The following is a 24718-nucleotide window of genomic DNA, read 5'->3' as shown; positions in this document are numbered from 1 at the left end:
CCTCCAAAACCCTAATTTATATCTAAAAGTGTTCACACCGATTCAGTGATCCGTAGCCAAAATAAAAAGCCTTTTTGCAAACTGCGCAAAAAGACTTTAATCAGATTGATTACTAAAATGCTGATTTCATCGTCGATAGCGCCCCGCAACTCGCTCCTGAGTTGCGACAGTCCTTGATTTATTCAACCAAGGCCCAACCGGCTAGCTGGTAAACGCTAGCGCGATTTCGGCGACTGCCCCGTTCATTCAACCGCCCTGACGATTACCCGTCTTGGTTGAACTACTATTGTTAGTCGCGTCCTCTTCTTTCGATATACTCAATCATTATACAAAACCGTATTCAATTTGACAACCACTTATTGTTGATCTAGAAACCACTTCTTAGCAATAATCGTTAATAAATCCCCAAATAGGCCTTACTTGCCACCTACCGTTCGCCCACCTTGAGCCGAAACACTGTGGGCGGACCGGTTCAGCCACAGAGCGGTCTGAACCGTCGTTTTGAACCACAAAACCCGTGTTTCAAAAACGCCAAGCTCTAAGCGATAAATCGCTAAGAGCTCCCACGGCTGGGCTCAATGTGGGCTCACTCTCGGTTATATTTGTGATCACAAAACTATTTAACATTTGCGATATAACCGGAGCCAGCCAGTGATGGCGCCGGCCGTGAAAATATCGTTAGTTCGGGTGATTTCCCCGGACTTTACGATATGGACGACTTTTGAGACTAGTGGTTTTGGCTAGGCTCAAAAGCGAGGTGGAAGCCCGCACTTTGGCTGGAACCGGTCCCCACAGCCGGCAGAATCGCTGGCTGGCGTAGGTGATCAATTTAGCATGACTTAAGTCAATTCTAGTGAGGTACCCGCCGTCATATCATATAGGATTCATGGTTATTGATTTAAAAAAGCTGGATCGTGACTCGGCACGACCACTTGTAAGCTAGACAACGCTTGCAACTGTACTACGCCAGTATCGATTCGATAGGCGGTCACATGTCCACCTAACGTTCGTTCATTATTTAGGAAGTGCCAGTGAAACCCCGTTTGAGTGAGGCCATGATAAACGGTCGGTACATAATACCCGACTAACGTGCCAGTCACGTTATGGGCAGTAAATGACCGATACTGACTTTGATCCGCCGCTGGCACTAATCGGTGCACCGCTAATTGCATCGTCGTAAAGGTCCCACTGACCTGTAACGCAACTAACAAGTTTTGATAGGGATATAACGCCAAAAGTTGTTGCTGAAAGACGCGATAATCCACATTTTCAAAAGTTTGTTCAATTGTCGGCTGAGCCTCATGCAACATCGCGAACGGGACTTGCGATGTTGGCGTTAGTTCATGCGTTTTGCCATTAGCTTGCGACTGATAAGCGTGCCCCGCTAAAATCGTCAAGTCACCATCATGTTGATCGGTAGCACCAATTCCTGTGTCACCGTGTTTTAATAATGTCCTGAGCGCAACGTTTCCAGCGGTCACGCCCGCCTTTAACGCCGTTATCGTACTGTGTTGATACAATGCTATTGTTGCCATTATGTTAGCCTTCTTTGATCATTTTAATAAAATTGATCAGGTAACATCGTTTGGCCGAGTGCCTGATTATCAGAGTAATCGATTGGAATATCCACTACTACTGGCCCATTAGTGGCAAAGGCTTTGTCTAAGACGGCTTCTAAGTTGCCTGGTTGATCGACACGTAACCCCGTCGCACCAAAACTTTCGGCGTACTTCACGAAATCAACTGGCCCAAAGTGAACCGCGGCATCTTGTCCGTATTTCATTTCTTCTTGGAATTTAACCATGTCGTAATTACCATCGTTCCAAACCAATTGGACGATATTTAAATTCAAACGAACCGCTGTTTCAAGTTCTTGACCTGAGAAGAGGAAGCCCCCATCACCGGCAACTGACACGATTTGCGTGTTTGGTCGAACTAATGCGGCCGCAATCGCCCAAGGCAATGCAACCCCAAGCGTTTGCATCCCATTACTGAATAACAAGTGCCGTGGTTCATAACTCCGGAAATGCCGGGCCATCCAAATATAGAAACTACCGACGTCAACCGTCACAGTCATCTCATCCGTCACTCGTTGTTGCAAAGCCGCAATCACCGACAATGGATGATTAAGATGTGAGTCTTTATCAATATTAGGCACAAAATCACGGGTTTGAAGCCGTTCTTGTAAGTCACTCAAATAAGTCTTAGCCGTGTCACTAATATCATACCCTTGCATATATGGTAACAAGAAATCAAGCGTTTGGGCAATATCACCGACCAATTCCGTTTCAGGTTGGAAGTTGTGATCTAATTCTGCTCGCATGGCATCAATGACCACGATCCGTGACTTACCTTCGGCGTTCCAGTTCCGTGGTTCGTATTCGATTGGATCATAACCAACCGCAATCACTAAATCAGATTTCTTTAATAACATGTCCCCTGGTTGATTGCGGAATAATCCGACGCGGCCAAAGAAATGCTTGGCTTCAAGATCACGTGAAATAACCCCCGCTGCTTGGAATGTTTCGACAACCGGCAAGTTGGCTGCGGTTACTAAGTTCCGAATGGCTTTGGTGACTTCAGGTGATGACGCCCGCATCCCAACTAATAAGACCGGTAACTTGGCCGCTTTGATCTTTTGAGCCAATAATGTGGCTTCAACCGGGCTAGCTGGTCCAAGTTTAGGTGCCTGAATTGGTGGTAAGACCGGTGTATGCACGATTGAATCCGTCACATCTTGTGGCACACTGACAAAACTTGCCCCTTGCTTAGCAGCAGAAGCTTCCTGATAGGCGTTAGCAATCACTTCAGAAACATTTTCTGGTTCTTGCACTTCAGCACTATACTTCGTTATGGGTTCAAACAACGCCGCGTTATCCATGCTTTGATGGGTCAAACGTAATAAGTCAGCTCGTTGAACTTGACCTGAAATCGCTAAGACCGGATCACCTTCAGCCGTAGCCGTAACTAACCCAGTCGCTAAATTACTTGCACCAGGACCAGATGTCGTTAAAACGACACCAGGCTTGCCAGTAATCCGACCAATTCCAGCCGCAATAAACGCCGCATTTTGTTCATGCCGCGTAACGACCAACTTAGGCGCCTTAGGATTAACGGGATGTTCAAGCCGTTCAAAGACTCGATCGATCTTGGCACCCGGAATTCCGAACGCGTATTTGACACCATGATTTGCAAGGCTGTCGACAATTGCGTCGGCACCATAATATTTTTTGTCTGCCATTTGTTTCGCTCCTGTTTGTGAAAAATTAATGTAATAATACCATAGAAACAGCCGTGATAACAGGCTTTAGCACCTTGTGAAAAAAGTTTATATCACGACTACCAGCGGCCAATCGCGGTCTAATCCGGTTTGACTGCTCAAAAATATCGAAAACGCATACATTTTTCAACAACTTTGTAGGTCTGCTCACTTAGTCTGACGTAAACGGGTCAATAATCGGTTTAAAACCTGCATTTTATCCTCGGTTTGATTGTTCCAGTCTAAGACGGGAATCTGCGGTACCGCTAATAATTCCTTGATTAATGTCGCTAATTTCTGTTGTGCTAAAAAAGCCAACCAGCGTTGATCAGCCTGGGCAAAGATATCATTCACCACTTGAGTCCCAGCATCGGCAACCGGTTCAACATCATTAAAAACTTGATCAAAATACCCGCGATCAGGAAAAGTATGTACAGGGCCTTCAATCGCAACGACAACATCAGCAATCGTAATCGCGGCGGCCGACCGTGCCAGTTGCATGCCACCATTATTACCACTCGTCGATGCTACCAACTGCCCCAACACCAATTTATGCATGATTTTTCGCAAATAAGTTTCTGAGCCACCAATTCGCGCATGAATTGCCGCCGAAGTTAAAGGTACATCTGGCCGTTGGGTTGCCAACAGTACTAAAATACAGGCCGCTTGTTCAAATGATTTAGCGAGCTGCATGCTAGTCATCTCCTTTATTAGGTAGACACTCAAAAAAGAGTTCCGTTTGTCCCGCGCCAAATTGGGCGTACTGTGGATGCGTGACTTGATCATATTGTTGAAAACCGGCGTGCTCCAAAATCAGTCTCGATGCAACATTGGGTGCTAAACAACTGGCCGTTAAGCGACGTAACGTTAATGTTTGAAACGCATAACGTTTGATTAATTGTACAGCCGCACTCATGTAGCCGCGACGCCAATAAGCTTCATTCAGCATATAGCCAAGATCCATTTGTTGGGGAGCCGGTTCGCCACGATGATTCATCCGTTCGTATAACCCGACACTCCCGATAACTTTTCCAGTTGCCACTAACACCAGCGCAAACACTTGCGGCTGGTTCAATTGCCGACTTAATAAGTATTGGGCGGCCATCAACTCATTGATCGGGGTAAAACCAGCGCTGGCCGCGATGTCATTATTTTGGACTAACTCAAAATAATCTGTCACGTCGGCCGGCGTAAATGGGCGTAACTGTAGTGCTTCTTTTTGTGCTGTCGTTGTTACCAACTGCATTTTGGTCCCCCCTCTTGCTTAGCGCTATAATATCTATATCAACAATATCAATAGAGGTGATTGCATGCAAGTCATACAAGAAAAATTAGCCGATCCCAATGTTAATTTAGTCGGTTTACTGCGCGACCCTGATCAACGAGCCAACCTAACCCACTTGCCCGTAATCGTTATCGTTCCCGGTGGTTCTTATACGCATATACCTATCGAACAAGCTGAAAGTTTGGCACTCGCTTTTGCTGGCCATGGATTTCAAGCCTTCTATTTAAATTATTCATTTATTAGTGACTTCCAACCGCTACATCTTCATCCAGTTTACGAACTAGGTCTTGCCATTAAAACGCTACATCAACATGCGCTTGACTGGCACATTGATCCTAACCAGATCACCGCGGCTGGATTTAGTGCTGGTGGACACGTCGTTGCCTTATATAATGACTATTGGCATGATCAAGTCGCCACCCAACTTCAAGTTGATTCAGCGGATTTAAAACTTGCCAACGTTATTTTGAGCTATCCAGTGATTAGCCCGCTCCTTGGATTTCCAACGACTGAAGCAACACTGGCACAATGGACTGATGACCCCGACGTTTTAGCCGCCGAGCAGCACGTTAACAAAAACAACCGGCCGACATTTATTTGGGCAACGACCGATGATCCCGTAGTTCCAGCCAAAAATAGCTTGGCTTATGCCAATGCGTTAGCAACGGCTAACATTGACTACGAGCTTCATTTATTCCAACACGGCCCACATGGCTTAGCCCTAGCTAATGCGCAAACCGCTTGGAAACCAGATGCCAACCAGCCACATGTTGCTCACTGGTTATCACTAGCCTTGGAATGGTTACAGGCTCAAAAGGCTACTGATTAACTTTCAACTGCACAACAAAAAAAGTCGCTACTGAATATTCAGTAACGACTTTTTTAGCTTACAAATATGAGCGATAAAATAATTGCCACTTCAATAATTTACGTGCATATAACACGTAAAGCCATTCCATCACTTCTAGCCACCACCAACCGAGTAAGACCGCCCCCAGCGTATCCGTCGGGTAATGTGCTTGTAAGTAAACTCGTGACAGCATCACTAAGACTAGCCAGATCACGCTAACCGCTTCGAGCGTATCAGCTAACCGATAATTTGGTAACTCCGGCACGATAAAAATCGTAATGACCATCACCAACATAAAGGTCCCTAAGACATGACCACTCGGATAACTATAGCCAGTATCTTGGGCTAAATGACCAATTGGCCGTGCCCGAGCAACCAAGTGCTTAAAAACAAACGCTAAAATATTGCCACCCGCGAGTAAGGCTAACGCCCAAAACGCTTGAATTTTGTATTTGAAGCCATATAGCAAGAATGCTAGGATAATCATCCACAAAATATCACGTCCTGGCGATGCTAGCCAAGAGATCACGGTAAACAGCCCCGTAAAGAAGCCGTTGGTTGACATGGTGACAACAGATGTCACCCCTGCATCTAACAAATCAATCCCGATTGCGCCCGCGCTAATAAAGTAACTTAAGTAAGCGAACAAGATAACCGCAATCACAAACTTGACCGGCCGACTACGCGACTTATCGATCATCAAGACAAGAACCCCCATTAATTTAGCAATTAGGAAAATTATACCATATCCCGAAAATAAACCGCAGCTTCGCAGCTAATTCGTAACTTAACATTAAAATATCACAAAGAAATCAACTTTTTGCCGCTTTTTGACGATAAAACGGTTATGATTAGAACTGCCTTAGAAGCTTTTGGCCACTTTGGGGAATTAAATTAAGTTTCCGTTAATGGGGAAAAATGCTAAACTATGGGTAATCTTTACATAACCAATGGAGGAAAATGTTCATGGAAGATATGCCAAGCAGGTCACAAATGCATCAGGAAGGTCCCGACAATCAGGGTCCCAAGAAAAAGCACACGGTTCGCAATGTTATTTTAATTGTGATTGCCGTTTTGCTAGTTGGGGTTGGTGCGTTTGCCGCGCGGACGTATTTAAACGCCAAAAACGCTGCTAAAATCGTTTATCAAAGTAGCGGGATTAAAAAATCACGGAATACTGACGCCGTGTTAAATGGGAAAAAGCCCGTCTCAATTCTTTTACTGGGGACGGATACTGGGGCATTAGGTCGGAGCTACAAAGGCCGGACCGATACCATTATTATCGCCACGATTAATCCTAAAACCAAAACCACGACCTTAATGAGTCTCCCTCGAGATTCAGAAGTAGCCATTTCTGGTTTCGAACAAGATTTTCCAGCTAAGTTAAATGCGGCTTATGCTTACGGTAGTGCCGGAACCACCATCAAGACCGTTCAAAAATGGTTAAATGTGCCGATTGATTATTACGCATTAATCAACATGGGTGGCATGAAGAAAGTCGTTGATGAAGTCGGTGGTGTTGATATCACTCCTATCCGGACCTTTACTTTCGGTAACTACCATTTTACCAAAGGTGTAAAAACACATATGAATGGTGATAAAGCATTAGCTTATGCAAGAATGAGGCACGATGATCCATTAGGTGATTATGGTCGTCAACAACGACAACGACAATTGATTACAGCAATTATTAGTGAAGGTACCAATGCCACTAACTTAATGAAGCAAGGCTTCTTGAAGTCATTGGCTAAACAAACTCGGACTGACTTAACCTTTAGTAACTTGACTAGTATCGTCACAAGTTATCGTGGCGCTACTAAGAATATCGTTTCTGACCACGCTCAAGGGACTGGTAAAATGATTGATGGTCAATCCTTCGAAGTGGTTTCACAAACTGAAAAACAACGTGTCACCAACGTTTTACGGAAGTCTTTAAACTTAAAGGCCGCCACAACTGGTGAGAAGTACGCCAATAAATAAGCTGTTTGATCAGCAAAAAAGCCTCGGAAATTTAATTTCCGAAGCTTTTTATTTTCCCTAAATTTGACGAAGTCGTCCCCATTGTTGCAAACAAAAAGTGATTAAGCGGTTGATCAGTTCAGCTAACAAAAAGCCTAACGCAATTGCGCCTGTGATCATCACCACTTGTAACATAAACCCTACCGCAGTTAGATAACGGCCAACCGCAAAGGTACGAACCATCTGGTAAGCCTGACTGCCGGGGACAAATGACACTAGACTAGGAATGTTAAAAATAATCGAAGGCATCTTTTTATAATGAGCCGCTAAGTTGCCGAGCACGCCAATCCCAATTGACCCAATTAAACTGCCCAACACGACCCCACCATCAAATGACTGGACAATTAAATAACAGCCCCACGTCAAGGTCCCGATCCATCCAGCTACATTTAGTGCGCGGCGCGGAATATTAATAATTAAGCCAAAACCTAACACAGCCACATAGGCTAAAGCCAGTTGTCCAAGCATTGTCAACATCTTTGCCACCTCCTAAAACAGCGTAATCACCACGGCGATTCCAAAGCCCAACGCTGCCGCACTGATTAATGCTTCAACTGCGCGGGCCGGACCACTAACAAAATTGCCTGCCAAAATATCGCGAACCGCGTTGGTTAATGGCACCCCCGGCACGAGTGGCATTAACGAACCAATAATAATGTCATTAATATTAGTCCCCCAACCGATCTGGACGGCCCATTCGGCCATAATTCCAATGACTAAAGCCGCCACTAATTCACTTAAAAATTTAATTTTTAAATAACGATTCAACAAATAAAAAACGAGATAACCCAACGTCCCAATCGCCACGGTTGGCCAAGTATTGACGACTTCATGGCGAAACATAATCATCAACGGCCCACTAACTAAAGCGGCTCCCACTAATTGTAACCACAGTGGAAATGACCGCGTTGCTTGATCGACTTGCGCCAATTGGGCATGCAACGTTGGCAAATCAATTTCGTGCACCGCAAAAGATCGCGACAATTGATTGACTTGCGCGACCTTTTCCAAATCAATGGTCCGTTGTTTAATCGCCGCAATTTGTGTAGCATTGCGTCCTTGAATCGACATCATAACGCCAGTAATCGTCACATACGTATTCGCACCGGTCACGCCTGCATTTTGCGCAATCCGACTCATGGTATCATCCACTCGTGAAATTTCAGAACCGTTCTCCACCATAATCTGGCCAGCTTTTAAGCACGTCGCAATGATCAACTCATCTGTGGTTAACATACTAACACCTCTTCAATCACGTGATCTATGTTAACTTTAAGCTAAAAGTGACGTTAAGCCTAGTCTTTTCACTTAAAAAAACGACAAAAAAACCGATTAACGAAATTACTTTCGTTAATCGGTCTAAATAATTTCTAACGAATTAGAAATTAGCCGTTTAAGCTGTTAATTAGTCTTTAGTAACGTTAACTGCTTGTGGGCCACGATCGCTTTCTTCAACGTCGAATGCTACAGCTTGGCCTTCTTCAAGAGTCTTGAAGCCGTCTTCTTGGATAGCTGAGAAATGTACGAATACATCGCTACCGTTTTCGCGAGTGATAAAACCAAAACCCTTATCGGCGTTAAACCATTTAACTGTTCCATGTTCCATAATAAAAAATCCTCCTAGTGCTTTTTTGCACATATAAATTAATGTAAATCATGATTCGGTGCAAATGGGGATAGTTTATTGAAACGATCTGACCAAGATTACCTAACCAAGCTACAAGAGTAATTGTAGCATACTACTTTCGAAAAAGACACCCAAACACATGAATTCCCGAAAATTCTTTATCACGCCATTAAAAATCAGAAAGGTTCCTTGGTCCAACCATTATTTTGTTCGGGACCTACTGAACCTTTCGACCTAATCCACAAAAATATTGTGAGCAGCTTTATAGCTAACCGGAATTTGTTGGCCCGTTGCTTGGACCTTAATCGTGATTGGTCCTTCAAACGGATCATGCTTAATGATTTGTACGGCTTGACCAACCTTCAAACTAATATCGTCTAAGTAAACCAATAAATCATGATTATCAATAAACCGTTCAATGACCACTTCACTACCATCTTCAGCATCCGCTAATGGCAAATGACCGTCTTCTTCATAGTGCCCATCTTTATCTGGAATCGTCCCACCATGGGGGCAATGTTCTGGATACCCTAGATAAGCTTCTAATGAATCAATTAACCGTTCACTCGTTACATGTTCCAAAACTTCAGCTTCAGTATGCACATCTGGTAAAGCATAGTCGAGCTTATCAACTAAAAAATCTTCCCAAATACGATGTTTCCGAACTAAAGTTTCCGCATAACGAATTCCTTTTTTGGTCAGTGAAATTCCTGCGTATGGTGTATGCTTGGCCAAGCCTTCTTGAACCAGCTTACCCACCATTTCCGTTACGGAACCTGCTGCGATGTCCAAACTCAATGCAATCTGCTTATTGGACACCTTTTTCTTTGTACCGCCAAGCTCGAAAATAATTTTTAAATAATCTTCCTTCATGGGGGTCATGAATATCCTTCACCTCAACTAATTTTTCGTTCATCCATTACTGATAGTTAATCCATCGTACTACAATTATCATTTTTTTGCCACTATCATTAATTCAGTAACCGCACCTGCCAAATCGCTTGCGGGTGACCTAACATCGTGCCATAATTAAATTGTAGCGCAAGACGGCTACTTTTAGTTGTAACCGTTTTAAATCTAATCAACTTTTTACTGATTTACGTGCAATACTAAGGAGGCACCGCATCGTGACTAATGATGCACAATTATCTATTACTGAACTACCCGAGACGTTGCAACACAATGCTGTTAAAACTTTTGCAACCTTTTATCAACAACTTTTTGACGCCAATAACCTGGAGTTAATGTCCAATTTTGACGTGGTTACTTATATGACTGATATCAATGATCACATGGTCTTATCGCGTTTTATGACAAAGGCGCAACGCTTGGCCGACAGTATTAACTTTTCGTACCAAGACTACGTCAATCTAATCGCTCGGCTTGATCAAGCCTACTTTGAAACTGGCAACCCGGCTCAACCTTGGGCAACTTGGTATGCCAACCACTTCTCACAACTCGCAACCGCCTAACTTTAATTAACCAGGACTGTGGCTAACGTCACGGTCCTTTTTTGTTACTACCTATTAGTCACCTACGCCAGTCAATGATTCTGCCGGCTGTGGGACCGACTGCAGCCAAAGTACGGGCTTCCGTCTCGCTTTTAAGCCTAGAAAACCACTAGTCTCAAAAGTCGTCCACATTGAGCCCAGCCGGGGGAGTTCTTAGCGATTTATCGCTTAGAGCTAGGCGCTTTTGAAACGCGGATTTTGCGGTTCAAAACGACGGTTCAGACCGCTTTTTGGCTGATCCGGTCCGCCCACAGCGTTTCGGCTCAAAGTGGGCGAACGGCAGGTAGCAAGCCAATCCAATTTTAATCACTACAGAAAAAAGGCCCAAGCTTTCCCGCATCACTTGGGCCCTACTGGTAAGGATCATCACCGGACAATTGAACACTACTTCTAGAATCCAATTACACGTTGTTTTATGCACGATCACTACCTGATGATAACACCAGGCATCTCTCAGCGCCTGTTCGCGCTCTGTTGTAAATCCTTTTGCAAAGTTAAACGTCAAAACACGACCAACATGACACAACTGCCAATCCAGCCATAAGATCGATTGGCAAGCGGAAAACTTGATTGTCCGAATGATTGACCGATTCTTACCGCCTTAAATTTACCATTAATTAATCGGTTTCACAAGCTAGAAGGCACCGTCCGTTGACTTATTTTCCGGTAAGACCCGATAATGAACCTCATCATCCGCAATATAGCAATAGAGTACTTGGGTATGGGCTTCATCAAAATAACCCAGGTTAATCATATGATGACCTTCCAATTCTTCAATTCCTTGAAACGCATTCATCACAAAAATCCGCATCATTTCCATTTGATTGCTACGTTCACTGGCCATTTTAGCGGCCGCGGCTAACGTAAAGCCTTCATCCAACATTGCTTTAATAAAATGCACTCGCATTAATGTCCCATAAGAAAATCGGTGGGTCGTATTTTTTTCACTCGTTTTTACACTTTGAATGTAATTTTTTTGTTCCCAATAACGCAGCTGCGTTTGCGAGACACCAGTCGTCTTGGCTAAGTCACTGATACCGACCGTAAATTGATGTTTATTAAGTTGCGCTTTAAAGTTTTTAAAAAACAGCTCGTTTTGATTATTCACGAAATAGCCTCTTTTCTTCAATTTCCAATATTAAGTATATAATTTTTAACGTTCGTGTCAAGTTTGTTGACAAAAGTATAAAATCCGATTATATTAGACAACGTAGTTTTTTAGAGAGAAGGGATTTACTTGTCAACTGCTGTTGATACTAACGGCAAGCCCTACAAACGCGGCTTGCTTATTGCCATTTTATTAATCGGGACGTTCTGTACAGTTCTCAATCAAACGATTTTAACGACCGCCTTCCCAACTTTAATGAAGGCCTTCGATATCACCACGTCAACTGTTCAGTGGTTAACCACTGGCTTCTTACTCGTTAACGGGATCATGATTCCTGTGAGTGCTTGGCTCAGTACCCGGTTCAGTACCAAATGGTTGTACTTATCTGCGATGACCATTTTCGAAATTGGAACAATTATTTGCTTTACGGCACCCAACTTCCAATTATTACTCACTGGTCGGTTAATCCAAGCCGTTGGGGTTGGGGTCACCATGCCACTACTTCAAACGATTATGTTAACCATCTTCCCCGCTGACAAACGTGGGGCTGCCATGGGGATGGCTGGGATTGTCATCGGGCTCGCGCCGGCTATCGGTCCGACCCTTTCTGGTTGGGTCATTGATAACATGAGCTGGCGAGACTTATTTGGGATGATCATTCCGATCGTCGCCATCGTCTTAATCGCCGGGTTCTTCTTTATGGCTAACGTTCTTGAAACCTCAAAACCAAAACTAGACTTTCTTTCATTAGCCATGTCAACACTTGGCTTCGGGAGTTTACTATACGGATTCTCATCAGTCGGTGACGATGGTTGGACTTCCGTTAAAGTTTTAAGCACCTTAATCATTGGAGTCGTCTTTATTGCCCTCTTTGTTTGGCGTCAATTAACGATGGAAAAACCATTTTTGGAATTCCGCGTGTTCAAACATGCTGAATTTACCGTTGCTGCCATTTTGAGTTCAGTCACCAACATGGCCATGGTCGGTGCTGAAATGGTTATTCCATTGTACTTGCAAATCATTCATGGTTTCTCGGCGTTCCATTCTGGCTTAACCTTATTGGCCGGTGCATTGATGATGGGGATTATGAGTCCAATTACTGGCCGGGCCTTTGACCGCTTTGGTGCTAAACGCTTAGCTATTTTGGGGATGTTCCTCTTAACTGCCGGGACCATTCCATTTATCTTTATCACCCGGAATACTGCAACGATTTATATCGTGGTCTTATACGCATTACGGATGTTTGGGATTTCAATGGTCATGATGCCAGCAACAACCGCTGGGATGAATGCCTTACCTGTTGACATGATGGGTCATGGGACTGCCGTCAACAACACCACTCGCCAGATTGCAAGTTCAATTGGGACGGCGATTTTGACCTCCGTCTTATCCAACGTGACTGCCGCCCAAAAACCTGCTCATCATTTAATTAAGAGCAACCCACTAGGCTATCAAAACAGTTACTTTAATGCCACTTTAAACGGTTATCATGCGGCTTTCTATGTAGCCGTAGCATTCTGTTTAGTTGGTTTAGTCGTGGCCTTCTTCATGAAAGGCAAAGCACATTCTGTTAAACCAGTGACGAAGGAGGTCAATGACTAATGATTCTCGTTTTATTAGTAATTAGTACGATTGCGTTATTCCTAACCTTCGTTTATATGAAGTCTTCCACGACTCGTTTGGTTTTAACCGCGATCTTTGGTGTGGCCTTGGTCGGTTCACTAGTAGCCGTCGTTGCTAACGATAGCCAACACTTTGGTATGGAAAAAGTCACCACGACTAAAACCACGACTTTAGCTTCGGCTGGTAGTTCTAAAGCCATGGATTTACTCTTGTACCAATCTGTTGGTACCGCTGATAAACATCGCGTTTACATTTATAAGCAAACTGCTAGTCAGAAAAAAGTGAGTCATACCGCTGCTAGTGTTAAAACTTCGAACCAAGTGAAGAAAACGACTGGTACCACCAAGTTGGTGACTAAAACCACTCGTTGGACTTACCGGAGCAATGCGATGAAGTTCTGGTTTGGCATTGCCGATAACAACCACGAATTGGTAAAGCGGCAAAATACGTTCTACGTCAAAAAGACCTGGATCGTCCTAAGTACGACCCAAGCCAAGAAACTCAGCCAATTGGTTAAGCAACAACAAGCAACCTTAAAGTCTCGAGCTAAGGTCTATGTCGCTAATGAAGTTAAAGTCGCGATGACCAAAAACCCGAATATGACTAAGGCTCAGTTAGCCAAATTGGAAAAAGCCGCTGCAGCTAAGTATCAAGCTCAAGCTATGGCTAGCATGATCCAAGAAGCCAAAAGTACCAAATAGCCCCACTGTGTGACCTAACGTCAAAGGCCCCGTTCGCAACTCACTGCGAACGGGGCCTTTTTGTTTGTCATCAGTTACCGACTAACTTCGACACAGAAATGTTTGACCTGGCAATGTGGACACATCAAATATCGCGTTTTAGCGGTATGTCGAGCAAAAAAAGCTTGCCGAAACGTCGGTGAAAACTGTTGCTGACAATGCGGGCAACGATAAGCAACCTGTTGAAAATACCGCCAACTAAGGACACCAGCACCAATGACCACTAAGCCCATGCCAATAACAAATGGCCACCATTGGCCGCGCCATAGTCCCCAAATCAAGGTGCCGATTTCAACTAGATCTAATAATCCGCCCCAAAGCAACAAGTTACGATGGACCACGTGTAACGATTGTGACTGTTTCATAAGCTGTGTTACCCCATGCAAGGCGTCAAATGACAAAGTGGTTAACGTTGGCAGTGTCGGTCGTAACGCTTCAATCTGCGCTAATTGTGCTTTAGTCGTTGTCAGTTGATCAGCCAGCTTAGCCGCTTGTTGCACCAATAGCAAATCTAAAACGGCCGGTGCCTCTTCGCTAGTTAACACTTGTTTGATCATGGTTAGTGACAAGCCTAACTGCTTTAACAAGATAATCAGCTTCAATTGATCTAACGCTGCCTGATCATAATATCGATGATCATTCGCGCCCAGTTCGATCGGAATTAATAAACCGCGTTGGGCATAATACTGAATCGTTCGAACTGAAACTTGCGCCTGTTTTGCCAACTCGCCAGTTGTATATTTTGGGATAACTGCCACCTCCTTGACCTAGTTATAGCAAATGACGTTACGTCACTAGCAAGTCTTTTAGCCACAATTCACGAAATTAGTGTGCCGATCCTATTTTAAGCATTAACAATTACTAAAAAACGCAGGATTTCAGCTAACTTGCTAAAATCCTGCGTGTGAAATCATAATTCTCGGTTAGCTTAACTGGCCGCACACTGTTCACACAGTGGCATCAAGTCTTTTAAGTCCTCAACGGATGAGCCATTTTCTAAGAAGCAATTGACCATATCTAGCCAATATTGATCGTCGGCACTAAACGTCGCATGTTCATCTTTACAAGGTAATAAACCTGCTTTCGTGTAAGCCACGATCTTATCAGCAGCGACCCCGCTTTGGGCTGCTAATTGTTCCAGAGTCATTTTCTCTCACCATTTGTCCTTTCTCAAAATCAATGAGATTATGTTACGCCCAGCCTCCAATAAATGCAAGCAATAATTTCATGGCCGCCAAATTAAAATGCAATGATAAAAATCTTCATTATTTTCACCAATAAGCGTACACTGGTAATTACTGGTTTTACTCAGAAAGGATATGAAAAAATGAACGCAGAATTAACCTTTAAAAGTGGTCTTAAAGACGTTGTACCAACGCTCTTTGGCTACATTGGCGTTGGCCTAGCTATGGGAATTGTCGCCAATACAAGTCACCTCTCCGTCTTAGCCGTCTTGATCATGTCCCTCGTGGTCTATGCAGGCTCAGCCCAATTTATTATCATTAGTATGCTGTTAGCCGGGAGCCCCGTTTCAGCTATTATTCTTTCAACTTTTCTCATTAACTCCCGCATGATTTTAATGAGCATGTCAATTGCCCAATATTTCAAAAAAGCGTCTTTACTCGACAACGTTGCCTTGGGCAGTCTTCTAACGGATGAAACCTTTGCATTAAGTATGAATAAGCTCAATCAAACGAAACAAACATTAGCCCCTCGTTGGCTGCATGGCGCTAATTTGTTGGCCTATGCGATTTGGGCTGTAGCAACAGTTATTGGTGATGTTCTCGGACAGCTCATCACCGATCCTAACCAGTTTGGGTTAGATTTTGCCGTTGTCGGCATGTTCATCGGCTTGCTTTACCTACAAATTATTACCGATCGCAGTAAATCACTACAAACGCAGCTGTTGGTTGTCCTATTTGTGGCTATTTTAATGACGATCTTAATGCGGTTTTTCCCGGGAAATATTGCGCTACTAATCGCGACCTTACTCGGTTGTGGATTCGGAATGGTGGTGACACCTAAATGACAACTTATATTTTAAGCACGATTTTATGGTGTGGCTTAGTGACTTGGCTATCCCGGGTCATCCCATTTGTCCTCATTAAAAACTTAACGGTTCCCAAATGGTTAATTGAATTCTTATCCTTTGTGCCCGTTGCTATTATGACCGCAATTTTCGTTGAAAGTTTATTGGTTTATCACGCTGGTCATTGGCCAACCGTCAATCTGGCAAATCTCTATGCCTCGATCCCGGCAATCGGTGCTGGGATTTTAACGAAAAGCTTGCTTGCTGTCGTAATAACCGGTGTTGTTGCCATGGCCTTGATTCGGTTACTTGGTTGGGCATAATATTAATTAAAGGACCTCCAAGGTGGCAATGAAAATCACCGTCACTTGGAAGTCCTTTTTTAATACCTAAAAATATGACTGGTATGGGCCTGGCCTAAATTAGCCACCCACGCCAGCCAGCGATTCTGCCGACTGTGGGACCGGCTCCAGCCAAAGTACAGGCTTCCACCTCGCTTTTGAGCCTAGCCAAAATCGCTAGTCTCAAAAGTCGTCCACATCGTAAGCCCGGAAAAATCGTCCGGACTTACGATGTTTTCACAGTCGGCGCCATCACTGGCTGACTCCGGTTAGATTACGGTCATTAATGAATCAGTGATCACGATGATAACCGAAAGTGAGTCCAGCCGTGGAATTTTCTTAACGATTTATCGCTTAGAGCTTTTGAAACACGGGTTTGATGGTTCAAAATCACTTTTGGGTTAAACCGTTCCGCCAACGGCATTCCGGTTCAATACGAGCGAACGTTAGATGATAAAACGATCGACCATTAATCAATGATTATTGTTATCACGCTTTAGTTAATATGTTGTGACAACCGCCGTTAAAATTTGAAGCTGCCCATTAACGACAGCGAGTTGCATCTCACTAGTTAATGGCCAGTCCTGCACGGCACCCCCATACACACTGGCAGTCACTAAATTTTGTCCCACCAGATGCCAGTGTGCAGTATCAATTTGATCAATAGTCACATGATGTTCCTTTGACGCCTGATACCCCATCGTGCCATCTTTAATCTGAGATAACCACTCAGCTCTTGATTGTTGATACCCGGTCATATGCGTTAAAGTAAAACTCGGCGTTAATAGGTGATTTAGCGTGACAACATCACGTGCGGCCATCGCTTGATTATACGTTCGATATAAAGCTAATACATCCTTATTTGTCATTTATTGAGTCCTGCCTTCTTATTAAGTCACGGTATGGATTCATCATAAAACCTTACAGTTACTTCAAGGCAAGACCTTTTTGACTATTTTTCAGTTAATTGATCCGTTGCCGCCAAAATTGCTTGTTCTGCGGACCATTCTGGCTGCCAACCTAATAGGCGCTGAGCCTTTTCGGTACTAACCCGATGATTGAGTCGCATCATTAATTGTGCTTCTTTAACGGTCGCATTAAATGGCGCCAGCCCATTAACTACCCAATTTGGCAGTAAATACTTTGGTAGCCGCGCAGCTAATGCTGGCCGTTCACGTTGTAACAAGGCGATAATCTGTTGCATAGTGACACTAGTTGGCGCTACCGCTAAAAAGCGTTCTCCCGCAGCAGCATCAGCCATGGCTTGAACATGCAACGTAGCGACATCACGAACATCGACTACATTGACGGCTAAATTTGGTGTGAGTTGCCCTTTTAGCAGTCGATCTACCAGCCCAAAGCTCCCAGTGACATGTTGATCTAAACTCGGTCCTAACATTGCCCCAGCATTGACTGTTGTTAACGTAAACGGTACCGACTCTTGTTGCACAGACTGCCAAGCACTCTGTTCAGCCAGTAATTTTGATTGTTCATATGGCGATAATCCCGGCTGGTCCGGATCAGTCCAATCGGTTTCAGTTACCCAGTCACTTTGATCAAAATGACTAAACCCAACTGCTCCTAAATTAGCGGTCATCACAACTCGTTTAACACCCGCTTGTTTAGCGGCTCGTAAAATCCGTAACGTCCCAGTCTGAGCCGTTTTCTTTAAAGACGTACTAGCACTCCCGCCATCAACAAAGACTGGTGCTGCGACACTCATAACAGTCGTCACGTCCTGCATCGCGTCAGCCCAGCCATCATCGCTTAATAAATCCGCGGTTACAAACGATAATTGGTCTAGATTTGGAACGTTGTGTTTCGCAAAATTCGCACGTAGCGCCGGACCTTTAGTTAATGAACGGACCGTTGCTCGAACGGCGTAATTGGCGATTAATAGTTGTTGAATAATGTGTTGTGCTAAAAAACCGGTCCCACCGGTTACTAAAACTAATGGTTGTGTCATATTTAAATCCTTGCCTTTTCTTTATTAATCATCTAAGATGTGATTAATCATAAACCCTCGAGTATACTCAAGGGCAAGCGAATCGAGGAAAAAAGATGACTTATACGATTAAAGAGGTGGCTGCCAAGACTGGCTTGTCCATCTATACCCTTCGTTATTATGATCAAGCTGGCCTATTACCCTTTGTGAGTCGTAATACCGCCGGCTATCGTGAATTTACGGATGGTGATTTACAACTCATTCACACCATTACCTGTTTAAAGACAACGGGTATGCCGTTAGCTAAAATTCGCCAGTATATGACTGAGGTGATGCAAGGCCCCGCCACGATTCCGCAGCGACAACAACTATTAAGCGAACATCGCCAAGCGGTTTTAGCGCAACAGGCACAAATTCAACAGAGCTTGCAAGAACTCGATTTAAAACTGGCCATTTATCAACACCCCGCGGCCGTCACGTTCGTTAATGCTGAGCTCAGTGCCATTCAAGCTGAAAAGGTTGCAAATGGCTTACCAAATCCGTTTAAAAAATAAGATTTCTACTATATAATATAGAAATGATTTGACGACAAAAAAAGATCAGCCACGAAATCGTGACTGATCTTTTTTGACTTAGCGTTTAATTTTTAAAAGTTGATGCTGATTTTAGTACCAGCCGTTTGCTTGCCAATGTGCTTGTGCTGCAGCCCATGAGCCGTAACGTGAAGCAACATAGCTATTTGCGACCCGTTCTTGGTTAGCAGCTGAGTAATCGCCGTTTAAGTATGATGAACTTAATTGGTATTTCCCAACGTATTGACCATTGCGGGCACTGTATGAACCGCCAGATTCTTTGTTGGCAATCCATGCTTTAGCACTACTGTCTGATGAGCTAGTCGTGCTAGTACTTGCTGTATTAGTTGATGTTTGTGTAGTCGTGTTGGCAGCTGGTGTCGCCGTTGCGGCGGCTTGACTGCTAGTCGTTGTTGAAGTTTGGGTCGTGGTACCATTAACTTCTAATTCTTGGCCAACGAAAATCAAGTTTACGTTGTCTAAGGAGTTAGCGGCTTCGATTGCCTTAACCGTGGTGTCGTGGGTCTTAGCAATTGAACTAACCGTATCGCCGGCTTTAACGGTAACGGTGTCGGCGTTAGCAGCGGCTGCCCCGAATACTAATAATCCAGCAGCTGCAACGGTTGATAATACTAAACTCTTAATCTTCATAAAAACTTCTCTTCACTCCTATTTCAATCCCAGTAACAAAAGCGGGTGTGACCAATTGATCGCCGCGCTTAACAACAGGAACTCAGTATACCGGCCAGATGTAACAAACCAATAGCAACTTTATTACTATTTAGGTGTCATTTTGTAATATTTGAGGCTTTTTGTAATATTTTGTAACATTCAAGCTGGAATAAGTGGGCTTATTTTCTGAAAGCGTCATCCTTATATGACAATTGTTTTACTTTTGTAATCGTTTGAATTCCTGTGATAGCTTTATCTTCCATGTCAAACCAAGTATAATAGTGGGAGTATGCGATTGATTTTCATTTTCAAGCTAATTTAACGACCCAAAACGAGATTAATTTGGTTCTAAGTCAAATTTTTATTGAGAAACAGTAAGAAATGATTATAAAACATGGGATAACTTTACTTTCTAACGTTAATCAGTTAAATTAGCAACGAATCATACGCATCGAAATTGTAATTAACTTATACCTATAAAGAATGAGAGATGAACCTACATGTGCGGTTTTGCTGGTTGCTTAACTGATCGGACCAAAGCAGATAATGCGGCGTACGATCAAACCATCCACGACATGACAAAAATGATTGTCCATCGGGGACCTGACGATAGTGGCTACTTTAATGATGATCATATTACGATGGGGTTCCGTCGACTAAGTATCATTGACTTAGAAGGTGGACACCAACCACTGTCATATGAAAATGAACGTTACTGGATGACCTTTAATGGTGAAATCTATAACTACGTTGAATTACGTGAACAACTTAAAGCAGAAGGTTATGAATTCAAGACGGATTCTGATTCTGAAGTCATCTTGGGCATGTATGCTAAATACCATGAACAAGCCACAAAATACTTACGCGGGATGTTTGCGTTTGTCATTTGGGATACCCAAGAACAAACCTTCTTTGCAGCGCGTGATCAATTTGGGATTAAACCATTCTACTATGCGATTCATGACGGCGATTTCTATTATGCCTCTGAAAGTAAGTCGATCTATAAGATCTTAAAGGATAAGACCTTCGATAAGGACGCCTTACAAGATTACATGACCTTCCAATTCGTGCCCGAACCGGAAACGTTAACGAAAGAAATTAAAATGTTGGCCCCTGGTTGTTCTTTAACCAAAAAACTTGGCCAAGCCCCACGGATTGATCGTTACTATCACCGTGAATTTCATCCTGTTCAACGCACCGAAGCAGAATACGCTAAGAAGATCAAAGACGCCCTCTTTGATTCCGTTAAAATCCATATGCGTTCTGATGTGCCAGTCGGTTCCTTCTTATCTGGTGGGATTGATTCTTCTATTATTGTGGCAATTGCTAAAAACTTTAACCCTAACCTCGAAACCATCTCCGTTGGTTTTGAACGTGAAGGCTATAGCGAATTAGACGTTGCACAAGAAACGGCTGAAAAACTCGGTGTTGCTAACCACAGCATGACGATCACACCGGAAGCCTTTATGAAGGCCTTCCCACACTTCGTTTGGAGTATGGATGATCCGTTGGCTGATCCGGCCGCTGTTCCTCAGTATTTCTTAGCTAAAGAAGCTCGGAAACACGTCAAGGTGGCCTTAACTGGTGAAGGTGCCGATGAATTATTCGGTGGTTACACCATTTATCACGAACCTGAATCATTAAAACCTTTCCGTTATACGAAACCAATCAATGGTGCGTTGAAACGCATTGCGTTAATGATGCCTGAAGGGATGCGCGGACGTTCCTTCCTCTTACGGGGAACCACACCGTTAGAAAATCGTTACGTTGGGAATGCCTTTATTTTTGGCGAACAAGAAAAACAAGCCTTCATTAAAGACTACAATCACAATCACCCATTCCAATCAATTACACAACCACTTTACGATGAATCCGTCGACTACGATCCAATCAGTCGGATGCAGTTCATTGATATGCATACTTGGTTGAATGGTGACTTGTTGCACAATGCTGATCGGACCACGATGGCCCACAGTTTGGAACTCCGAACCCCATTTGTGGATCGCGAAGTTTACAATTTGGCCGCTGAAATTCCAGCTGACTTACGGATCAGTCACGGCACCACCAAGTATATCTTGCGTAAAGCCGTTGAAGATGTCGTGCCAGAACACGTCTTACACCGTAAGAAGCTTGGCTTCCCAGTGCCGATTCGATTCTGGTTAAAAGATGAAATGTACGGCTGGGCCGAAAAAATCATCAACGACTCCCAAACGGATCAGTACTTTAACAAGGACTATTTCTTGAAACTCTTATCTGATCATCGTGACGGCGTTCGTGACAATTCACGGAAATTATGGACTGTCTTAACCTTTATGATGTGGCATAAGATTTACGTTGAAGCTGATAACTTAATGGATAGCCCAACCGCAAATGCGTTGGCCAACCAAGTTGAGGAGTCGTAACCCTGATGGAAATTATTGTACAAAAATTTGGCGGCACTTCGGTCAAAGATGACGATGCCCGTAAACAAGCCTTGCGTCACGTCCAATATGCCGTTGATCAAGGTGACAAAGTCATTGTGGTCGTCTCGGCCATTGGTCGTAAAGGGGCCCCTTACGCAACTGATTCATTACTCGGATTAGTTCATGGTGAGGATAGTCGGTTAACCAACCGTGAACTGGATATGTTAGTTTCCGTTGGCGAAACCATTTCAACCGCGGTCTTTACCGAATTAGCTCGTGAACAAGGGTTAAATGTCTTAGCCCTTACCGGTCATGATGCTGGCATTGTCACCAATGATGACTTTCAAAACGCTAAAATCTTGCGAGTCGATCCAAAACCTATTCAAACGGCTTTTGAAGACGCTGATGTCGTGGTCGTTACTGGGTTCCAAGGCGCCACTGAAGCTGGTCAAATCACGACAATTGGTCGTGGGGGGTCCGATACATCGGCCGCCATTCTCGGGGCAGCACTTAAAGCTAAACGTGTGGATATTTTCACCGACGTTAACGGTATGATGACTGCTGACCCTCGTTTGGTCACCCATGCTCGCTTTATTGAGGCCATTAGCTATGAAGAACTCGCTAACATGGCACATGAAGGGGCCAAGGTCATTCATCCCCGTGCCGTCGAAATTGCCGAACAGGCCCACGTGCCAATGCGCATTCGCTCGACTTATCAAGCACCGGATGAACTTGGGACTTTAGTGACTGATCATGCGACAACCAAGATTGAACATTATCGGACGGTCACTGGGATTGCGCATCAAACTGATTTGACACAGTTCACAGTACCGACTGATAAATTAAGTGCCAGTGAAATCTTCCAATTAATGGCCCAACACGGGTTGAGTGTGGACTTCATTAACATTACCCAACACCAAGTTGTCTTTAACTTGGTTAACGGCGATGCTAAAGTGGCTAAGGCCTTATTAACTAAGGCCCAGGTCACTTGCACGATGATCGACAATTGTGCAAAAGTCTCAGTTGTCGGGGCCGGAATCACCGGAACACCGGGAGTTACCGCTCGGATCGTGACAGCCTTAAGTCAACAACATATCGACATCTTACAATCGACAGATAGTTACACAACGATTTGGGTGCTCGTTAAAGAAGCTGATCTAAAGGTTGCCATGAACGCCTTACATGATGAATTTTTAGGCATCGAAAAATAAACACAAAAAAGTTGTGCTTGGGATACTTACCCAGGCACAACTTTTTTAGTATCGATTTTTTAACTAAAGGTTGAAAGTTAAATGTATTAGTCGAAACCTTAGCAACATTGACTTAAGTTGGGTTAAATTTGCCACCTACGCCAGCCAGTGATTCTGCCAGCTGTGGGGACCGGTTTCAGCCAAAGTGTGGGCTGAAACCTCGCTTTTGAGCCTAGCCCAAACCGCTAGTCTCAAAAGTCGTCCACATCGTAAAGTCCGGAAAAAAAGCATCCGGACTAACGATATTATCACGGCCGGCGCCATCACTGGCCGACTCCGGTTATCATGCGGATGCTAGTTAATTAGGGATCACTATTATAACTGAGAGTGAGCTCACATTGAGCCCAGCCGTGGGAGGCTCTTAGCGATTTATCGCTTAGAGACTGGCGTTCTTGAAACGCGGATTTTGCGGTTCAAAACGACGGTTCAGACCGCCTTTTGGCTGAGCCGGTCCACCCACAGCGTTCCGACTCAATGTGGGCGAACGGTAGGTGGCAAGTAGGACTAGTTTTGATCGATGAATGCTTATCATATCAACGATTATTTCTAAAACCTAGCTTTCAACCTTTAGTTTTTAATACAAAATGCCGTAGAGTTTGATTAAACCCCACCGGAATCTCGGCCATCGGATCATGCCCGCAATCTGGTAAGGTCACAGCCGTAACATGTGGATTTTGTTGGTGCAACCACTCACCATAACCTGATTGATAATACGGACTCTGTTGCGCCTGAATCATGGTTACTGGCACTGTGCTAGCCACTAAAGTTGACCGCCAATCTTGTTGATAATGGTCCCGCAACAATGGTTGGTTAGCCTGTTTGTCAAAGGGATGCGCCGCTTTGGCGTTCACTAACGGTTGTGCCACGATTGGCACTAAGCCATGTAATGTTTCCGAAGTTGTTGGGCGCTGGTTTAAAGCATTAGCTAAAGTTGCCGTCGTCACTTGCTGAAAGCCGTATGGCCAAGTGGGTGTATTCAACATTTTGGGTGATTGATCCACACTCAAAATAGCCCGGATTGCCAGTTGCTGCTGCGCCAAGGCCGCCCAAGTGACGCTGGCGCCCATCGAATGGCCGACTAGTAATGGCCGCGTAACCTGACACTGATGACATAATTCAACTAAATCCTGAGCCAACCGATTAATGGTCAAGCCACGTGTCGTGTGCTGTGACGCCCCGCTATTTCGATGATCATACGTGATCACTCGAACCTTTAACGCCACTAAATAATCGATTTGTGCAGTCCAAACTGCCTGATAACCGCCAAACCCATTAACAAACACTACCGCCGGCCAAGTAGGTTGACCTGCCTCCTGGTAGGCCAAGCGAACACCATCACTCGTTACAAAATTCACGTTAGTTCCCCCTCTCTTGCAATGCAAAAACGCCACCAAATTGGCGACGTTTTTAATTAAAGATAGTCTTATTTGCCACCTGCCATTCGCTCACCTTGAGCCGGAACGCTGTGGGCTCACTCTCGGTTAT

The 24718-nt window shown here is 44.1% G+C and carries 26 protein-coding genes and 1 riboswitch; of the genes, 10 read left to right on the top strand and 16 right to left on the bottom strand.

Annotation, left to right across the window (positions count from 1 at the left end; all coding sequences use genetic code 11):
* Positions 1-128: 128 nt before the first annotated feature.
* Positions 129-313, bottom strand: a riboswitch (Lysine riboswitch).
* Positions 314-890: 577 nt separating this feature from the next.
* The 4 genes from FFM84_RS09895 to FFM84_RS09880 all read right to left on the bottom strand — a co-directional run bounded on the left by FFM84_RS09895 (position 891) and on the right by FFM84_RS09880 (position 4505).
* Positions 891-1535 (bottom strand): acetolactate decarboxylase, encoded by a 645-nt coding sequence (locus FFM84_RS09895; protein WP_130845102.1) that lies wholly within the window; start codon positions 1533-1535, stop codon positions 891-893.
* Between the two features lie 23 nt (positions 1536-1558).
* A complete protein-coding gene (gene alsS, locus FFM84_RS09890) occupies positions 1559-3241 on the bottom strand; it encodes an acetolactate synthase AlsS (protein WP_130845101.1) in 1683 nt (560 codons plus the stop codon).
* A gap of 186 nt (positions 3242-3427) precedes the next feature.
* Positions 3428-3952 (bottom strand): Rrf2 family transcriptional regulator, encoded by a 525-nt coding sequence (locus FFM84_RS09885; protein ID WP_130845100.1) that lies wholly within the window; start codon positions 3950-3952, stop codon positions 3428-3430.
* 1 nt (position 3953) lies between these two features.
* Entirely contained in the window at positions 3954-4505 is a 552-nt protein-coding gene (locus FFM84_RS09880) for a GNAT family N-acetyltransferase (protein WP_130845099.1), read from the bottom strand.
* Between the two features lie 64 nt (positions 4506-4569).
* Between FFM84_RS09880 and FFM84_RS09875 the strand changes: the two genes are divergently transcribed.
* A complete protein-coding gene (locus FFM84_RS09875; protein WP_130845098.1) occupies positions 4570-5373 on the top strand; it encodes a lp_1002 family arylesterase in 804 nt (267 codons plus the stop codon).
* Between the two features lie 58 nt (positions 5374-5431).
* On the opposite strand, the gene FFM84_RS09870 is transcribed toward FFM84_RS09875, so the two are convergent.
* Positions 5432-6094: a phosphatase PAP2 family protein gene (locus tag FFM84_RS09870; protein WP_130845325.1), complete on the bottom strand. Its 663-nt coding sequence runs from the start codon at positions 6092-6094 to the stop codon at positions 5432-5434.
* A 266-nt stretch (positions 6095-6360) separates the two neighbouring features.
* Here FFM84_RS09870 and FFM84_RS09865 point away from each other — a divergent pair, with 266 nt between their 5' ends.
* On the top strand, positions 6361-7374 hold the full coding sequence (locus FFM84_RS09865) for an LCP family glycopolymer transferase (RefSeq protein WP_130845097.1): 1014 nt from the start codon (positions 6361-6363) through the stop codon (positions 7372-7374).
* 57 nt (positions 7375-7431) lie between these two features.
* On the opposite strand, the gene FFM84_RS09860 is transcribed toward FFM84_RS09865, so the two are convergent.
* The 4 genes from FFM84_RS09860 to FFM84_RS09845 form a co-directional block, all read right to left on the bottom strand.
* Positions 7432-7890 carry a threonine/serine exporter family protein gene (locus FFM84_RS09860; protein WP_130845096.1) on the bottom strand — a complete coding sequence of 153 codons (459 nt, stop codon included), beginning with the start codon at positions 7888-7890 and terminating at the stop codon, positions 7432-7434.
* 12 nt (positions 7891-7902) lie between these two features.
* A complete protein-coding gene (locus FFM84_RS09855) occupies positions 7903-8649 on the bottom strand; it encodes a threonine/serine exporter family protein (RefSeq protein ID WP_130845095.1) in 747 nt (248 codons plus the stop codon).
* A gap of 169 nt (positions 8650-8818) precedes the next feature.
* Entirely contained in the window at positions 8819-9019 is a 201-nt protein-coding gene (locus FFM84_RS09850) for a cold-shock protein (protein ID WP_024624485.1), read from the bottom strand.
* 255 nt (positions 9020-9274) lie between these two features.
* The gene (locus tag FFM84_RS09845; RefSeq protein WP_130845094.1) at positions 9275-9922 is read right to left on the bottom strand and encodes a metal-dependent transcriptional regulator; all 648 of its coding nucleotides are present in this window, start codon (positions 9920-9922) and stop codon (positions 9275-9277) included.
* Positions 9923-10167: 245 nt separating this feature from the next.
* On the opposite strand from FFM84_RS09845, the gene FFM84_RS09840 reads away from it, so the two are divergent.
* A complete protein-coding gene (locus FFM84_RS09840) occupies positions 10168-10512 on the top strand; it encodes a hypothetical protein (RefSeq protein WP_130845093.1) in 345 nt (114 codons plus the stop codon).
* A 673-nt stretch (positions 10513-11185) separates the two neighbouring features.
* On the opposite strand, the gene FFM84_RS09835 is transcribed toward FFM84_RS09840, so the two are convergent.
* Positions 11186-11659 carry a MerR family transcriptional regulator gene (locus FFM84_RS09835; RefSeq protein ID WP_130845092.1) on the bottom strand — a complete coding sequence of 158 codons (474 nt, stop codon included), beginning with the start codon at positions 11657-11659 and terminating at the stop codon, positions 11186-11188.
* A gap of 129 nt (positions 11660-11788) precedes the next feature.
* On the opposite strand from FFM84_RS09835, the gene FFM84_RS09830 reads away from it, so the two are divergent.
* The gene (locus FFM84_RS09830) at positions 11789-13261 is read left to right on the top strand and encodes an MDR family MFS transporter (RefSeq protein ID WP_130845091.1); all 1473 of its coding nucleotides are present in this window, start codon (positions 11789-11791) and stop codon (positions 13259-13261) included.
* Positions 13261-13983 (top strand): DUF4811 domain-containing protein, encoded by a 723-nt coding sequence (locus FFM84_RS09825; protein WP_130845090.1) that lies wholly within the window; start codon positions 13261-13263, stop codon positions 13981-13983. The genes FFM84_RS09830 and FFM84_RS09825 overlap by 1 nt, the downstream gene beginning before the upstream one ends.
* Before the next feature lie 74 nt (positions 13984-14057).
* Here FFM84_RS09825 and FFM84_RS09820 read toward each other — a convergent pair whose 3' ends face one another.
* Entirely contained in the window at positions 14058-14780 is a 723-nt protein-coding gene (locus FFM84_RS09820) for a MerR family transcriptional regulator (RefSeq protein WP_130845089.1), read from the bottom strand.
* Positions 14781-14950: 170 nt separating this feature from the next.
* A complete protein-coding gene (locus tag FFM84_RS09815; RefSeq protein WP_130845088.1) occupies positions 14951-15169 on the bottom strand; it encodes a helix-turn-helix domain-containing protein in 219 nt (72 codons plus the stop codon).
* A 180-nt stretch (positions 15170-15349) separates the two neighbouring features.
* On the opposite strand from FFM84_RS09815, the gene FFM84_RS09810 reads away from it, so the two are divergent.
* On the top strand, positions 15350-16051 hold the full coding sequence (locus FFM84_RS09810; protein WP_130845087.1) for an AzlC family ABC transporter permease: 702 nt from the start codon (positions 15350-15352) through the stop codon (positions 16049-16051).
* On the top strand, positions 16048-16374 hold the full coding sequence (locus FFM84_RS09805) for an AzlD domain-containing protein (RefSeq protein ID WP_130845086.1): 327 nt from the start codon (positions 16048-16050) through the stop codon (positions 16372-16374). Before FFM84_RS09810 ends, FFM84_RS09805 begins: the two co-directional genes overlap by 4 nt.
* A 518-nt stretch (positions 16375-16892) precedes the next feature.
* Here FFM84_RS09805 and FFM84_RS09800 read toward each other — a convergent pair.
* Positions 16893-17261: a nuclear transport factor 2 family protein gene (locus FFM84_RS09800; protein WP_130845085.1), complete on the bottom strand. Its 369-nt coding sequence runs from the start codon at positions 17259-17261 to the stop codon at positions 16893-16895.
* Positions 17262-17344: 83 nt separating this feature from the next.
* Entirely contained in the window at positions 17345-18358 is a 1014-nt protein-coding gene (locus FFM84_RS09795) for an NAD-dependent epimerase/dehydratase family protein (protein WP_130845084.1), read from the bottom strand.
* 95 nt (positions 18359-18453) lie between these two features.
* Between FFM84_RS09795 and FFM84_RS09790 the strand changes: the two genes are divergently transcribed.
* Complete coding sequence (locus FFM84_RS09790) at positions 18454-18891, top strand: MerR family transcriptional regulator (protein WP_130845083.1); 438 nt, start codon at positions 18454-18456, stop codon at positions 18889-18891.
* 111 nt (positions 18892-19002) lie between these two features.
* On the opposite strand, the gene apf is transcribed toward FFM84_RS09790, so the two are convergent.
* Positions 19003-19560 carry an aggregation-promoting factor gene (apf, locus tag FFM84_RS09785; RefSeq protein ID WP_130845082.1) on the bottom strand — a complete coding sequence of 186 codons (558 nt, stop codon included), beginning with the start codon at positions 19558-19560 and terminating at the stop codon, positions 19003-19005.
* Between the two features lie 521 nt (positions 19561-20081).
* Between apf and asnB the strand changes: the two genes are divergently transcribed.
* Positions 20082-21983, top strand: a complete 1902-nt coding sequence (gene asnB / locus FFM84_RS09780) for an asparagine synthase (glutamine-hydrolyzing) (protein WP_130845081.1) — start codon at positions 20082-20084, stop codon at positions 21981-21983.
* Between the two features lie 5 nt (positions 21984-21988).
* Positions 21989-23194, top strand: coding sequence for an aspartate kinase (gene dapG, locus FFM84_RS09775; RefSeq protein WP_130845080.1), 1206 nt, complete (start codon positions 21989-21991; stop codon positions 23192-23194).
* Between the two features lie 599 nt (positions 23195-23793).
* Here the strand turns inward: dapG and FFM84_RS09770 are convergent.
* Entirely contained in the window at positions 23794-24588 is a 795-nt protein-coding gene (locus FFM84_RS09770; protein ID WP_130845079.1) for an alpha/beta fold hydrolase, read from the bottom strand.
* Positions 24589-24718 lie beyond the last annotated feature (130 nt).

The organism is Lactiplantibacillus mudanjiangensis, assembly GCF_005405385.1.
Taxonomy (GTDB): domain Bacteria; phylum Bacillota; class Bacilli; order Lactobacillales; family Lactobacillaceae; genus Lactiplantibacillus; species Lactiplantibacillus mudanjiangensis.
The sequence above is the reverse complement of the archived record's forward strand: the minus strand, read 5'-3'. Positions and strand labels throughout refer to the sequence as shown.

What these genes read in the sequence shown, in the direction of transcription:
- FFM84_RS09895 (WP_130845102.1), bottom strand. Translation starts at nt 1,535, where the DNA reads ATGGCAACAATAGCATTGTATCAACACAGTACGATAACGGCGTTAAAG.
- alsS (WP_130845101.1), bottom strand. Translation starts at nt 3,241, where the DNA reads ATGGCAGACAAAAAATATTATGGTGCCGACGCAATTGTCGACAGCCTT.
- FFM84_RS09885 (WP_130845100.1), bottom strand. Translation starts at nt 3,952, where the DNA reads ATGCAGCTCGCTAAATCATTTGAACAAGCGGCCTGTATTTTAGTACTG.
- FFM84_RS09880 (WP_130845099.1), bottom strand. Translation starts at nt 4,505, where the DNA reads ATGCAGTTGGTAACAACGACAGCACAAAAAGAAGCACTACAGTTACGC.
- FFM84_RS09875 (WP_130845098.1), top strand. Translation starts at nt 4,570, where the DNA reads ATGCAAGTCATACAAGAAAAATTAGCCGATCCCAATGTTAATTTAGTC.
- FFM84_RS09870 (WP_130845325.1), bottom strand. Translation starts at nt 6,094, where the DNA reads ATGATCGATAAGTCGCGTAGTCGGCCGGTCAAGTTTGTGATTGCGGTT.
- FFM84_RS09865 (WP_130845097.1), top strand. Translation starts at nt 6,361, where the DNA reads ATGGAAGATATGCCAAGCAGGTCACAAATGCATCAGGAAGGTCCCGAC.
- FFM84_RS09860 (WP_130845096.1), bottom strand. Translation starts at nt 7,890, where the DNA reads ATGTTGACAATGCTTGGACAACTGGCTTTAGCCTATGTGGCTGTGTTA.
- FFM84_RS09855 (WP_130845095.1), bottom strand. Translation starts at nt 8,649, where the DNA reads ATGTTAACCACAGATGAGTTGATCATTGCGACGTGCTTAAAAGCTGGC.
- FFM84_RS09850 (WP_024624485.1), bottom strand. Translation starts at nt 9,019, where the DNA reads ATGGAACATGGAACAGTTAAATGGTTTAACGCCGATAAGGGTTTTGGT.
- FFM84_RS09845 (WP_130845094.1), bottom strand. Translation starts at nt 9,922, where the DNA reads ATGACCCCCATGAAGGAAGATTATTTAAAAATTATTTTCGAGCTTGGC.
- FFM84_RS09825 (WP_130845090.1), top strand. Translation starts at nt 13,261, where the DNA reads ATGATTCTCGTTTTATTAGTAATTAGTACGATTGCGTTATTCCTAACC.
- FFM84_RS09815 (WP_130845088.1), bottom strand. Translation starts at nt 15,169, where the DNA reads ATGACTCTGGAACAATTAGCAGCCCAAAGCGGGGTCGCTGCTGATAAG.
- FFM84_RS09810 (WP_130845087.1), top strand. Translation starts at nt 15,350, where the DNA reads ATGAACGCAGAATTAACCTTTAAAAGTGGTCTTAAAGACGTTGTACCA.
- FFM84_RS09805 (WP_130845086.1), top strand. Translation starts at nt 16,048, where the DNA reads ATGACAACTTATATTTTAAGCACGATTTTATGGTGTGGCTTAGTGACT.
- FFM84_RS09800 (WP_130845085.1), bottom strand. Translation starts at nt 17,261, where the DNA reads ATGACAAATAAGGATGTATTAGCTTTATATCGAACGTATAATCAAGCG.
- FFM84_RS09795 (WP_130845084.1), bottom strand. Translation starts at nt 18,358, where the DNA reads ATGACACAACCATTAGTTTTAGTAACCGGTGGGACCGGTTTTTTAGCA.
- FFM84_RS09790 (WP_130845083.1), top strand. Translation starts at nt 18,454, where the DNA reads ATGACTTATACGATTAAAGAGGTGGCTGCCAAGACTGGCTTGTCCATC.
- apf (WP_130845082.1), bottom strand. Translation starts at nt 19,560, where the DNA reads ATGAAGATTAAGAGTTTAGTATTATCAACCGTTGCAGCTGCTGGATTA.
- asnB (WP_130845081.1), top strand. Translation starts at nt 20,082, where the DNA reads ATGTGCGGTTTTGCTGGTTGCTTAACTGATCGGACCAAAGCAGATAAT.
- dapG (WP_130845080.1), top strand. Translation starts at nt 21,989, where the DNA reads ATGGAAATTATTGTACAAAAATTTGGCGGCACTTCGGTCAAAGATGAC.